Here is a 13,191-nt window from a genome sequence, read left to right as displayed (position 1 = left end):
CACTGCCGTCTTTATTACTGAATTGAGGCTTGCATTGGTTTCGTAGTGCCGCCGAAATCATTAATGGCCTGCCAGGTCACTTGTGCACTTGTTGTTGCAGGTAATGAGTATGTTGCAGTGCCTTTAGGCGGGACCATCTGGTTTAGCGTTTTAACGGGTGTAGATCCGGCTTTTAGGCTGTAAAAAGTCACGTAATAAGGGGTCGGATTGTTGACCTGGAGCTGATTCCCGTTACGGTGGAAGCTGATGGTTTTGTAGATATCTTCACTTGGCGCGCTGATCCCTTCCGGGCGGTAAAATAATTTTATTCGCGTTTTAACCGATATTTGCAAAACATTCTTATCGCCTACCTTGGTCGCAGGAATTGATTTTACATTGGCCCAATAAACCGATTCTCTGTCCGTTGGGATATTTCCACCAGTACGAATAATACGAATCATATTTTCGTTATTGGCCTCGAGACGGAATAGAGGCGGGGTAACAACAAAAGGTGGTTTTGCAGCCGCTTTATTTTCACCTAATGGACCATCACCATCTACCCAAGTCTGGATGAGATAAGGTGAATTATCTGGGTTGTTTATGGAGAGGGATGTTTCATTTTTAGTTCCATCATAAATAATGCGGGTGCCACCAACGACGATGCCGGCTTGTGCTGCGTTGCCATAAACAAACAATGCGGCTATTAGCATTAACTTGGTTGAAATTACGGAGGTAGTATTTGGCATAACAAAAGTCTCATTCCCCTTTAGGGCATAATATCCACCCGATAGAAATGATATATCAGGTGGTGTACAGTTATTAGGTGTGGTTTTTTATGCCGGAAATGTAGAATTCCCGCATTGCATTACTGATAGTTGATAGTGAACTGGCTGGTGCCGCTGGCAGTTCCTGCTCCAACGGTTGTCGCTGTCGCAACGTATCGGCTGCTGAAGTTCAGTGTTGCGGTGCCGCTGTCACTGTCGACAGGGTAATCAGGAGAAGAGGTGTGCAGAGGAATGGCATTGCCCTGAGCATCAGAAATCTCAATCCCAACGCCTTTTGCTGTCTGGCCTTTATCCAAAGACAACAGACTTGTATCAGTGGTATCAGATACACCATCAAATTTGACAGAGACGTGATCTACTGCTTCAGCACAGCCTGTTAAATCAATTTTAAAGGTTGTTGGAGAGGCTTTGTCACCGGCTGCAGTAAATGCAGTTGTCGCCACATCACCCATAGTAACAGTCTGATCTGCATCAGCAACCGTTACTTTACAGGCATCGGAAACAATATTTCCGCTAAAACTAATGGTTCCGTCAGCAGCAAAAACCGAATTTGCTGACAAGCAGGTCCCTGCCATGAGCATTAATGCAATGGCCTTCTTCATATAAACTCCTGAATTAATATTACGATGAAATTGGTATTAAGTGATAATTCACATTGTAGAGTATTGAATGCGCTGAAATACAAGGAAACTAAAGTAATATTATCACTTCTTGATATGCGAAAATGATCCTAGCGGAGATCATTAAATATGTCATCTTTTTTTGGGTACGATCTCGGATCGAGTTAATGAATCCTATAGCACGTATGCTGCTATCTTCATCGGCAATAATAATGCTCCTTATGGGATGATTCTGAAATTATGTCATTTTTATGTGGCGGTTTAATGATTGAATCTTTCCGGGGGGCCTCAGGCGGCCTTTTTCGATAAAAATATGCAATAGGGGCAGGTGAAGTTAAGTCAAGCGCGTTTCATGATTTTTTGTCTAAAAATGTTTTTGTTTAGATTGCATTGCTGTAATAGTAAGTTGATGCTGATAGAATCTATGGTTGGAAAAATAATTGGCGTGATTTGATTTAAATCATCCTAAATAAAACTAAGTACTCTAATGTCTATTTATTACTGTCGCTAACTTATTTTTTGTTATTTCGGTTTTCTTGGTGAGTAAAAAGTGCCCAGTAAAAACCACTGTTATCTCTGCAGTTGCTATACTTATCAAAAATGTCGCCAGGTCGAAAGCTGATGGATTCAAGAAAACAAAATTTAACTACGTTTAATTCTGCATACGCTGCGGAGTTAGTTGAAAAAATTGGTACTAAAGTCAATTTTAAAGCTTTTCCCAGAGGAAAACGCATTTTTCTCAGTGCCACTCAGCCCAATAAAATTTATGTGATTCGGTCTGGAATTATTGCGATTCATCGGCAGCCTGATGACATCCTGATGGGATACCTTGAGGCACCCACAATCCGCGGGATGGCGAATGCATACCATTCAAACTTGCGTTTTCAATCTGAATATATCATCAAAGTCGTTGAGAGCGTGGAGTTAGCGGTCATTGAGCGTGAAGCATTTTATACATTGCTTCATGAGTTGCAGCTCTGGGATGTTTACGCAAAAATCCTTGAAATGAATATTAGTATCCTTGGCGATCACATCTTTAAGCATCTATCGCCGACGGTCTACGATGTCGTGCGTATACGACTTCCAGAGCTGATGTCTGAACCTGATTCAGTGCGCAATAGCGTCACCGTGGAAGAATACATCAGGAGCAAAACACGTCTGTCTCGCAGTCGAATCATGCAAATTTTGTCTGAGCTTAGGGTGGCTGGGTACATCAAAACGGAAAAAGGCTATCTTGTCTGGGTAAAAGAACTTCCTAAAGCCTTTTAGCCATAGACCAGTAATGCAAAAAAATACCGAATATGGATGATGTCCTCCCCCTGCATCCTCCCCCTCTCTCCACCCAAAGAAAGCGTCATAATGATGAGTCATACGTCGCCTGACTGTGGCATGGTGAACGTATTTTGAACAAAGGGGTATGACGATGTTGAAGGCATGGCATCTTCCTGTTGCACCGTTCCTGAAACAGCAACAGGATCGACTGGCAATTACGCTGTGGCTGAGCGGTGAAACGCCGCCGCTGCGGGTCACGCTGCGGGCAGAGGAAGACAACGAAGAGATTGCGCTGCCGATGCATCGTCTGCGTAGTGAACCTTATCCTGGCGTCACCGCATGGCGAGCAGAAATCGATCTGAGCAGCGGTCAGTCGCGTCGTCGCTATTGTTTCAAACTGCTGTGGGCAAATCGCCAGCGCTGGTTTACGCCGCAGGGGTTTAGCCATTTTCCTCCGGCGCGTCTGGAACAGTTTGCCGTTGATGTGCCGGATGATGGCCCACAATGGGTTGCCGATCAGGTGTTTTACCAAATTTTCCCCGACCGCTTTGCGCGCACCGAGCCGCGCACCACCGAACAGGATAATGTCTATTATCATCACGCCGCCGGGCGGGACATCGTTCTGCGTGAATGGGATGAGCCGCTGACGGCAGAAGCGGGCGGATCGACATTTTATGGCGGCGATCTTGACGGGATCAGCGAAAAACTGCCGTATCTGAAAAAGCTTGGCGTGACCGCGCTGTATCTCAATCCGGTCTTTGTTGCGCCGAGTGTGCATAAATATGACACCGAAGATTATCGCCACGTTGATCCACAGTTTGGCGGCGATCAAGCGTTGTTGCGTCTGCGACACAATACACGTCGCGAAGGCATGCGCTTGATCCTCGACGGCGTGTTTAACCACAGCGGTGATTCGCACGGCTGGTTTGATCGACACAATCGCGGCACCGATGGTGCCTGTCACAATCCTTCATCGCATTGGCGCGACTGGTACAGCTTCTCCGAAGAAGGCAAGGCGCTGGACTGGCTTGGCTATGCCAGCTTGCCAAAACTGGATTTCAGCTCCGAAACGCTGATCAACGAAGTCTATCGCGGCGAAGACAGCATTGTGCGTCACTGGTTAAAAGCACCGTGGAGTATGGACGGCTGGCGGCTTGATGTGGTGCACATGCTCGGTGAAGCGGGTGGGGCGCGCAATAACTTGCAGCACATCACCGGCATTACCAAAGCGGCGAAAGAGACACAGCCGGAAGCCTATATTCTCGGCGAGCATTTTGGTGATGCGCGTCAGTGGCTCCAGGCCGATGCCGAAGACGCGGCGATGAACTATCGCGGTTTCACGTTCCCGTTATGGGGTTTCCTCGCGAACACCGATATCTCTTACGATCCGCAAATGATCGACGCGCAAACCTGCATGGCGTGGATGGATAGCTATCGCGCCAGCCTTTCGCATCAGCAGCAGTTGCGGATGTTCAATCAGCTCGACAGTCACGATACGGCGCGATTTAAATCGTTGCTCGGTAAAGATGCGGCTCGACTGCCGCTGGCGGTGGTGTGGCTGTTCACCTGGCCGGGCGTGCCGTGCATCTATTACGGCGATGAAGTCGGGCTGGACGGCAATAACGATCCGTTCTGTCGCAAACCGTTCCCATGGAACAAAGAGCAGCAGGATGGCGATCTTCTGGCGTTGTATCAGCGAATGACCAAACTGCGCCATCGCACCCAGGCGCTGCGGCATGGCGGTTGTCAGGTGATTTACGCCGAAGATAACGTGGTGGTGTTTGTCCGTATGTTGAAACAGCAGCGTGTGCTGGTGGCTATTAACCGGGGCGAACCGTGCGAAGTGGTGCTCGATGCCACTCCGCTGCTGGCGGTAAAAACCTGGTTGCTGAAAGAAGGGAAAGGCACGTTGCAGGACGATGTGCTGTCACTGCCGGCGATTTCAGCCTCCGTCTGGTTCGGCAATTAGCGATACAACTGGCTGAGCGTGTCGCGGGTGAGTAGGGCTTCACGCCACCAGCGCTGCGCCAGCCCGTCGCTATGATTGCGCCACGCCATGTAAGCGACGTCTTTCTCACGAAATGACAGCACCTCTTTTTCCAGTAATTCCCCATTTTCCAGCCACGGGCGCGCGATATGGCGTGGTAAAAAACCACATCCCATTCCGGCCCGTAGCAGCAATACCTTAGAGTGAAAATCATCCACGCGAATCTGCGGCTGTTCATCCATCAAATTACTGTTGATCGGATGACAACTACGGGCGCTGTCGCTGATCACTACCGCGCGATGCAGATAAAGCTGATCGTTGCTGAGCGGGGTGTGCGTCTGTGCCAGTGGGTGTTGAGGGGCGACCACAAACACGTTGTCCAGCGTGCCGAGCATTTTATAAGACCAGGCGCCGGAGGTCGGCGGCTCGTTGATCGCCCCGAGGATCATGTCCGCGCCATGATGCGTCAGCTCTTCCCATGAGCCTGCCAGCGTGTGATGGGTGAAATTCAGGCACGTCTGTTTATTCAATGCGTGAAACTGGTCGATAAGCGGCAGCAGGGCGGCAAACGGAAATGAGTCATCGAGCGCGATGGACAGCTCTTTTTCCCAACCGGACTGCACCTGCACGGCCTGTTTCTCTAAATCCTTCGCCGCGTTGACTAACAAACGGCCCTTCTCCAGCATCATCCTGCCGGTATCGGTGAATTTTGCGCGATGACCGGAGCGGTCGAGCAGCGTGATGTCCAAATCGTGTTCCAGTTTCTGGATCATGTAGCTCAACGCGGCTGGCGTTTTGAAAAGTGATTCCGCCGCAGTGGCAAATGAACCGTGTTTGTCGAGGGCATCGAGAATGAGTAATACATCGAGATTTAAGCGCATGCAGGTAATTTCACTGATTCAAATAATAAACAGAGTGTCCCTGAAGCGGTCATTCGATAAAAGTGAAAATTTACGAACGCGCTGGCGCAATTTTTTGACTAAGCCTGATAATAATCATCCTTCTGTATTAATTTCGATTGCGAATATTCTCAAGTGGCTGGAAATAAAACAGAAAGATTTCTTTAATAACTCGTTAAAAATTTCCGGCTATACTCATTTGGCTTTCTCCTTCAGGATCCAACTGCTTACAACAGTCTTAGACCGTTGCCTTTTAACTTATTGATTAAGAAGGTGTGTCATGTCTATTCGGGAACTGATTGACCCGCAAAACTCTGCGCTTATTTTTATCGACCATCAGCCACAAATGTCTTTTGGTGTGGCGAATATCGATCGTCAAACTTTGAAAAATAACACTGTGGCGCTCGCCAAAGCCGGAAAGATATTTAATGTACCGGTGATTTATACCTCAGTCGAAACGAAAAGTTTTAGCGGATATATTTGGCCGGAACTGCTGGCGGTACACCCGGACGTAAAACCGATTGAACGCACTTCGATGAACTCCTGGGAAGATGAGGCTTTCGTCAACGCGGTAAAAGCGACCGGGCGTAAAAAGCTCATCATTTCAGCCTTATGGACCGAAGTCTGCCTGACTTTCCCGGCACTGATGGCGCTCGATGAAGGCTTTGAAGTGTATGTGGTGACTGACACATCCGGCGGCACATCGGTGGATGCGCACGAACGTGCCATCGACAGAATGGTACAGGCCGGTGCCGTACCTGTGACCTGGCAACAGGTGTTGCTTGAGTACCAGCGCGACTGGTCACGCAAAGGCACTTACGATGCGGTAATGGATCTGGTGCGCGAACACAGCGGCGCCTATGGCATGGGTGTCGATTATGCCTACACGCTGGTACACGGCGCGCCTGAACGTAAAGCGTAACAGCTTGCAGCGGGTGAAGGCCCGCTGACTTGTGACTGCAAGGAACACCCGCTATGACGCAAAAACATGTGACGCTGGTGATAACCCATGCCCTGCGCCCGGAAGACAGTGATACTTACGAAGCATGGCTTGGCAAAATTATGCCGGTGGCTGCCGACTATCCGGGCCATTTAGGGGCGAACGTCATTCGCCCTGGCGACGGGCAGAATCGGTGGAATATCATCATCCGCTTCGACACCCTCGAACACCTTTACGGCTGGACGCAATCGGAAACCCGTAAACAGTTGGTCGATGAAATCACACCGTTATTGACGGAGGGCGACCAAACCGAAGTGCGCACCGAGGCCGCGTTCTGGTTCACTCCGCCCGCGCCGCATGTCCGTCAACCGAAGCGCTGGAAGCAATTTCTCATCACCCTGCTGGTGATTTTTCCAAGTACAAATCTGGTGCCTACTCTCACCGGTACGTTACTCCCGACGCTGAAAGGTTCTTTACTGCTGCATCTGATTAACGATGCCTGCGTTGTGGCGCTGGTCGTCTGGTTCTGGATGCCCATCGTCACCCGAATTTTTGCCGGCTGGCTGAAAAAAGCCTGAGCCGGTTTGAGGAGTTCTTATGTCTCAACATGCCACATTGATCCTGACCCACGGCGAAATCCACACTCTCGATAAACACAACCCACTGGCGGAAGCGGTGGCGATTGCTAACGGCAAAATTATGGCCGCGGGTAGTCATGATCGGGTGATGAGCTACGCCAATGACGGCACGCAGATTGTCGATCTCAAAGGCCATACGGTGATCCCGGGTCTGAACGATTCGCACCTGCACCTGATTCGCGGCGGGCTGAATTACAATCTTGAACTGCGCTGGGAAGGCGTGCCTTCGCTGGCTGATGCGCTGCGAATACTGAAGGATCAGGCCGATCGTACGCCTTCGCCACAGTGGGTACGTGTGGTCGGCGGTTGGAGTGAATTCCAGTTTGCTGAACGTCGGATGCCAACCATTGAAGAATTGAATGAAGCGGCACCCGATACGCCCGTGTTTGTGCTGCATCTTTACGACAGGGCGTTGTTGAACCGTGCCGCGCTGAAAGCTGTGGGCTATACCAAAGAGACGCCCGATCCGGCTGGCGGTGAAATCGTTCGCGATAAAAACGGCAACCCCACCGGAATGCTGGTGGCGAAACCCAATGCGATGATCCTCTATTCAACATTGGCGAAAGGGCCGAAGTTGCCGCTGGAGATGCAGGTCAATTCAACGCGCCAGTTTATGCGCGAACTGAATCGTTTGGGCCTGACCAGCGCCATCGACGCGGGGGGCGGTTTCCAGAATTACCCGGAAGATTACGAAGTCATTGATGAGTTGCATGCCAAAGATCAGATGACCGTGCGCATCGCCTACAACCTCTTTACGCAACGGCCTAAACAGGAACTCGACGATTTCGAACGCTGGACCGATATGCTCAAACCAGGGCAGGGCACGGATTTTTATCGTGCCAACGGGGCCGGCGAAATGCTGGTCTTTTCAGCGGCTGATTTTGAAGATTTCTTGCAGCCGCGCCCGGATTTGCCGGAGGGCATGGAAGATGAACTTGAGCGTGTGGTGCGTCATTTAGCAGAACACCGCTGGCCATTCCGTTTGCATGCGACGTATGACGAGTCGATCAGTCGGATGCTCGACGTGTTCGAGAAAGTGAATCGCGACATCCCGTTCAATGGGTTGCACTGGTTCTTTGACCACGCGGAAACCATTACCGAGCGCAATATTGAGCGCGTGAAAGCGCTGGGCGGTGGGATTGCCGTGCAGCATCGTATGGCGTTTCAGGGCGAATATTTTGTCGATAGATATGGCAAAGATGCAGTGAAACACACCCCTCCTGTCGCGAAAATGCTGGAAATGGATGTACCTGTTGGACTGGGAACGGACGCAACGCGTGTCGCCAGCTATAACCCATGGACGGCGCTGTATTGGCTCGTTTCCGGGCGTACGGTGGGCGGCATGGCGATGTATGACGACGATAACCGTTTGCCACGCGATGTAGCACTGGAGTTGTGGACGGCAGGTAGCGCCTGGTTCTCCAGCGAGCAGGGGAAAAAAGGGCGCATCGTTGCCGATCAACTGGCGGATTTAGTGGTGTTGTCGAAAGACTATTTCCGTGTGCCGGAAGAAGAGATTAAAGGCATTGAGTCGGTGCTGACGATTGTGGATGGCAAAGTAGTTTATGCCGCCGGACATTTCAGTCCGCTCGCGCCACCGTCGATTCCGATTGTACCGGACTGGTCGCCCGTGGTGAAAGTGCCAGGCCATTACCGTTCAGCCCTGCCTGTGGCGTCAAACGTGGGGGCGGTTGTGCAGATGCATCAGTGCTGCGGCAGTTGTGGGGTGCATGGTCATCAGCATGACATCGCGCGCAAATCAGCGGTTCCGGTGTCTGACAATCAGGCGTTTTGGGGCGTACTGGGGTGCAGTTGCTTCGCGTTTTAGTTAAGCGATAAAAACAAAAAAGGCTCGCATCTGCGAGCCTTTTGCGTACACCGTGCCGATTACAGGCTGGTGACGTTTTCGGTCAGGTATTTAGCCACACCAGCTGGAGACGCGTTCATACCTTCTTTGCCTTTTTCCCACTGAGCCGGGCACACTTCGCCGTGCTCTTCGTGGAACTGCAGCGCGTCAACCATACGCAGCATTTCGTCGATGTTACGACCCAGTGGCAGATCGTTCACCACCTGGTGACGGACGATGCCGTTCGCGTCGATCAGGAAAGAACCACGCAGCGCAACGCCTGCGTCTGGGTGCTCGATACCGTATGCTTGCTGGATTTCGCGTTTGATGTCCGCAACCATTGCGTATTTCACTTCACCGATGCCGCCTTTGTCGACAGGGGTGTTACGCCATGCGTTATGAACAAATTCAGAGTCGAATGAAACGCCAACCACTTCTACGCCACGTTTCTGGAATTCTTCATAACGCTTGTCGAAAGCGATCAGTTCAGACGGGCATACGAAGGTGAAGTCCATCGGCCAGAAGAACAAAACGGTCGCTTTGCCGTTGGTGTGCTGTTTGAAGTTGAAGTTATCAACGATTTCGCCGTTACCAAGAACAGCTGCAGCAGTAAAATCAGGAGCAGGACGAGTTACCAGAACCATGAGGTTCTCCTCTACATTTATAAGGTTAATGGAACGCAACGCGGGCCAGTATAGGGAGAGGAAGCGGTTGACTCAATGCAAACCTGACAATCGCTGAGACAGGTTTTGCCTATCGATTCTAATATTAACAACTGTTTCAGCTTAGCGATTCTGTGATAAAGCGCAAGTTTTACAGCTCTCGCGCCTTCGCCTGCGCCATCATGCGCGGGTAAAACGACCAGAAGGTTTCTTCCAGTTGTGCGTAATGGGTGTCCAAATCCTGCCAGGAATCACGTAACGCATCGAGACGCGGGCGACGATTAGCCATGCCGTTGAGGACATTCTGAATAAACGCCATTTCGCGATAACGCTCCAGCCAGCGCTCGGACCACAGATAGTCATTCAGATTGACGAAGCGCGGCGGTGAGTCTGGCAAAATCGTCGTCACCTGGGCCTGAGCGTAATGCACAAAATCGGGCAGCGAGATCTCAGGCGACAATTTTTCCCAGTGACGAGACAGAAAATGATCCCACATTACGTCGAGGGTGATCGGCGCGACGCGGCGCGTTTCAGGGCGGAACCACGCTTTCGCGGCTTTCACTTCCGCCAGATTGTCAGTCAGGGCGTCGATACGGCGATGCATATAAATGCCGCTCACGACATCGGGCGCGTATTCGGCATCCGGGTTGCCACGCACGAAATCGGCCAGCAAATTGCCCGACAACGAGCTGTCGGCGAGGTGTGCGAGGTGCAGGTGAGCCAGAAAATTCATTCTATGTGTTATCCGTATTTGAGGCTTACAGGTTGCAGCTAAAGCCGCCTGCCACTAGACTAGCCGCCTCTTTATTATGTCTTGAGTTACCGTCATGCGCGTCGCCGATTTTTCTTTTGAACTACCCGAAACCCTGATTGCCCACTACCCACAGCCGGAGCGCAGTGGCTGCCGCTTGCTGTCGCTGGATGGGCCAACGGGGGCGCTGACGCACGGTACTTTCACCGATCTGCTCGCGAAGCTCAACCCTGGCGACCTGCTGGTTTTCAACAATACCCGCGTGATCCCGGCGCGCCTGTTTGGTCGTAAAGCCAGCGGCGGCAAGATTGAAGTGCTGGTTGAGCGCATGCTCGATGATAAACGTATTCTGGCACATATTCGCGCTTCTAAAGCGCCAAAGCCAGGTGCGGAACTGCTGTTGGGCGATGATGAAAGCATCATTGCCACTATGGTGGCGCGTCACGATGCGCTGTTTGAAGTGCAGTTTAACGATGAACGCCCGGTGCTGGATATTCTCAACGCCATCGGCCACATGCCGCTGCCGCCATACATTGACCGTCCGGACGAAGACGCTGATCGCGAACTGTATCAGACCGTCTACAGCCAGAAACCCGGTGCGGTAGCCGCTCCGACGGCAGGTCTGCATTTTGACGAACCGCTGTTAGCGAAACTGCGTGAAAAAGGCATTGAGATGGCATTTGTGACGCTGCACGTTGGCGCGGGAACCTTCCAGCCAGTGCGCGTGGACAGCATTGAAGACCACATCATGCACTCAGAATATGCGGAAGTGCCGCAGGATGTCGTGGATGCGGTGTTGGCAGCGAAAGCGCGTGGCAGCAAAGTGGTGGCCGTGGGCACGACATCCGTTCGTTCTTTAGAGAGCGCGGCACAGGCGGCGCAAACCGATCTGATTGAGCCGTTCTTTGGCGACACGAAAATCTTTATTTACCCGGGCTATCAGTACAACGTGATTGATGCGCTGGTGACCAATTTCCATCTGCCGGAGTCGACGCTTATCATGTTGGTTTCCGCTTTTGCGGGTTATCAGAACACCATGAACGCCTACAAGTCTGCGGTAGAACAAAAATATCGCTTTTTTAGCTACGGGGATGCCATGTACATCACGTACAATCCGTCCGCTATTCAAGAACGCGTTGGGGAATAAGTCCGCGGCGCTATAACTTCTCTACGTATTTTGGGTTGCAGGAAGGCGGCCAGTTTGAAAATACCAGCAGCATAGAAAACGATGTGACTGGGATTTGAGAACGCCGCCAACGCCCCTGTGGCCCGAAAGACGACGAGAAAAAACGTCAGACTGTCTTTCTGACGTAGGAGAAATAATGAAATTTGAACTTGATACCACCGACGGACGCGCTCGCCGTGGCCGCCTGGTCTTTGACCGCGGCGTCGTTGAAACGCCAGCCTTTATGCCTGTCGGCACCTACGGCACCGTAAAAGGCATGACGCCAGAAGAAGTACAAGAAACTGGCGCACAAATTATTCTCGGCAATACTTTCCACCTGTGGCTGCGCCCGGGTCAGGAAATCATGAAGCTGCATGGCGATCTCCACGACTTTATGCAGTGGAAAGGGCCGATCCTCACCGATTCCGGTGGCTTCCAGGTGTTCAGCCTGGGCGATATCCGCAAAATTACCGAAGCGGGCGTTCATTTCCGTAATCCGATCAACGGCGATCCGATTTTCCTCGATCCGGAAAAATCGATGGAAATTCAATACGATCTCGGGTCTGACATCGTGATGATCTTCGATGAATGCACGCCGTACCCGGCTGACTGGGATTACGCTAAGCGCTCAATGGAAATGTCTTTGCGCTGGGCGAAACGCAGCCGTGACCGTTTTGATTCCTTGAGTAATAAGAACGCCTTGTTCGGTATCATTCAGGGCAGCGTTTACGAAGATTTACGTGATATATCCGTTAAAGGTCTGGTAGACATCGGTTTTGATGGCTACGCTGTCGGCGGCCTGGCTGTCGGTGAGCCGAAGGAAGACATGCACCGCATTCTGGAACATGTCTGCCCACAGATCCCGGCAGACAAACCACGATACCTGATGGGCGTGGGTAAACCGGAAGACCTGGTTGAAGGCGTGCGTCGCGGCATCGACATGTTCGACTGCGTGATGCCAACGCGTAACGCCCGTAACGGTCATTTATTCGTGACCGACGGCGTCGTAAAAATCCGTAACGCGAAGCATAAGAGCGATACCAGCACGCTGGACGCTGAGTGTGATTGCTACACATGTCGCCATTATTCGCGCGCATATTTGCATCATCTCGATCGTTGCAACGAAATATTGGGCGCGCGTCTCAATACCATCCATAATCTTCGCTATTATCAGCGCTTAATGGCGGGTTTACGCAAGGCTATCGAAGAGGGTAAATTAGAGAGCTTTGTGACGGAGTTTTACCAACGTCAGGGTCGATCTGTTCCACCACTGAACGTTGATTAATTTTAATAATGAGGGAATTTCAATGAGCTTTTTTATTTCTGATGCGGTAGCCGCTACTGGTGCACCGGGACAAAGCAGCCCGATGTCGCTGATCCTGATGCTGGTGGTGTTTGGTCTGATTTTCTTCTTCATGATCCTGCGTCCACAGCAGAAACGCACCAAAGAGCATAAAAAGCTGATGGACTCCATCGCCAAAGGTGATGAAGTGCTGACTACCGGTGGTCTGGTTGGTCGCGTAACCAAAGTAGCTGAAGCAGGCTATATTGCTATCGCGCTGAACGAGACCACTGAAGTGGTTGTTAAACGTGACTTCGTAGCTGCCGTTCTGCCGAAAGGCACCATGAAGGCGCTGTAATCAACTG

Annotated in this window: 13 protein-coding genes; 8 read left to right on the top strand and 5 right to left on the bottom strand. The window is 51.2% G+C overall.

All coding sequences use genetic code 11. The annotated features are described in order from the left end of the window. Positions 1–14: 14 nt before the first annotated feature. Together VH187_RS17445 and VH187_RS17440 are read right to left on the bottom strand one after the other, a co-directional pair. The gene (locus tag VH187_RS17445) at positions 15–725 is read right to left on the bottom strand and encodes a fimbrial biogenesis chaperone (protein WP_329702721.1); all 711 of its coding nucleotides are present in this window, start codon (positions 723–725) and stop codon (positions 15–17) included. Between the two features lie 119 nt (positions 726–844). Beyond that, entirely contained in the window at positions 845–1,366 is a 522-nt protein-coding gene (locus tag VH187_RS17440) for a fimbrial protein (protein ID WP_329702720.1), read from the bottom strand. A 639-nt stretch (positions 1,367–2,005) separates the two neighbouring features. On the opposite strand from VH187_RS17440, the gene VH187_RS17435 reads away from it, so the two are divergent. After that, a complete protein-coding gene (locus tag VH187_RS17435) occupies positions 2,006–2,653 on the top strand; it encodes a helix-turn-helix domain-containing protein (protein ID WP_329702719.1) in 648 nt (215 codons plus the stop codon). A 154-nt stretch (positions 2,654–2,807) separates the two neighbouring features. Continuing rightward, a complete protein-coding gene (malZ, locus tag VH187_RS17430) occupies positions 2,808–4,625 on the top strand; it encodes a maltodextrin glucosidase (protein ID WP_329702718.1) in 1,818 nt (605 codons plus the stop codon). On the opposite strand, the gene VH187_RS17425 is transcribed toward malZ, so the two are convergent. Next, a complete protein-coding gene (locus VH187_RS17425; RefSeq protein WP_329702717.1) occupies positions 4,622–5,524 on the bottom strand; it encodes a LysR family transcriptional regulator in 903 nt (300 codons plus the stop codon). The genes malZ and VH187_RS17425 overlap by 4 nt on opposite strands. A gap of 298 nt (positions 5,525–5,822) precedes the next feature. Here VH187_RS17425 and VH187_RS17420 point away from each other — a divergent pair, with 298 nt between their 5' ends. From VH187_RS17420 to VH187_RS17410, 3 genes are read left to right on the top strand one after another with little or no spacing between them, the layout of a single operon-like run. Further along, positions 5,823–6,464, top strand: a complete 642-nt coding sequence (locus tag VH187_RS17420; protein ID WP_329702716.1) for a hydrolase — start codon at positions 5,823–5,825, stop codon at positions 6,462–6,464. A 53-nt stretch (positions 6,465–6,517) separates the two neighbouring features. Further along, on the top strand, positions 6,518–7,060 hold the full coding sequence (locus tag VH187_RS17415) for an antibiotic biosynthesis monooxygenase (RefSeq protein WP_329702715.1): 543 nt from the start codon (positions 6,518–6,520) through the stop codon (positions 7,058–7,060). 19 nt (positions 7,061–7,079) lie between these two features. Then, positions 7,080–8,948 (top strand): amidohydrolase, encoded by a 1,869-nt coding sequence (locus tag VH187_RS17410; RefSeq protein WP_329702714.1) that lies wholly within the window; start codon positions 7,080–7,082, stop codon positions 8,946–8,948. A gap of 59 nt (positions 8,949–9,007) precedes the next feature. Here VH187_RS17410 and VH187_RS17405 read toward each other — a convergent pair whose 3' ends face one another. After that, positions 9,008–9,610 (bottom strand): peroxiredoxin C, encoded by a 603-nt coding sequence (locus tag VH187_RS17405; protein WP_110511520.1) that lies wholly within the window; start codon positions 9,608–9,610, stop codon positions 9,008–9,010. 169 nt (positions 9,611–9,779) lie between these two features. Further along, the gene (gene acpH / locus VH187_RS17400) at positions 9,780–10,361 is read right to left on the bottom strand and encodes an ACP phosphodiesterase (RefSeq protein WP_329702713.1); all 582 of its coding nucleotides are present in this window, start codon (positions 10,359–10,361) and stop codon (positions 9,780–9,782) included. 94 nt (positions 10,362–10,455) lie between these two features. On the opposite strand from acpH, the gene queA reads away from it, so the two are divergent. The 3 genes from queA to yajC all read left to right on the top strand — a co-directional run bounded on the left by queA (position 10,456) and on the right by yajC (position 13,184). Next, positions 10,456–11,526 (top strand): tRNA preQ1(34) S-adenosylmethionine ribosyltransferase-isomerase QueA, encoded by a 1,071-nt coding sequence (queA, locus tag VH187_RS17395; protein ID WP_329702712.1) that lies wholly within the window; start codon positions 10,456–10,458, stop codon positions 11,524–11,526. Positions 11,527–11,701: 175 nt separating this feature from the next. Then, positions 11,702–12,829 carry a tRNA guanosine(34) transglycosylase Tgt gene (gene tgt / locus VH187_RS17390; RefSeq protein ID WP_329702711.1) on the top strand — a complete coding sequence of 376 codons (1,128 nt, stop codon included), beginning with the start codon at positions 11,702–11,704 and terminating at the stop codon, positions 12,827–12,829. Between the two features lie 22 nt (positions 12,830–12,851). After that, positions 12,852–13,184 carry a preprotein translocase subunit YajC gene (gene yajC, locus VH187_RS17385; protein WP_329702710.1) on the top strand — a complete coding sequence of 111 codons (333 nt, stop codon included), beginning with the start codon at positions 12,852–12,854 and terminating at the stop codon, positions 13,182–13,184. Positions 13,185–13,191: the final 7 nt, after the last annotated feature.

This window comes from Scandinavium sp. (genome assembly GCF_036271055.1).
Lineage (GTDB): Bacteria > Pseudomonadota > Gammaproteobacteria > Enterobacterales > Enterobacteriaceae > Scandinavium.
The sequence above is the reverse complement of the archived record's forward strand: the minus strand, read 5'-3'. Positions and strand labels throughout refer to the sequence as shown.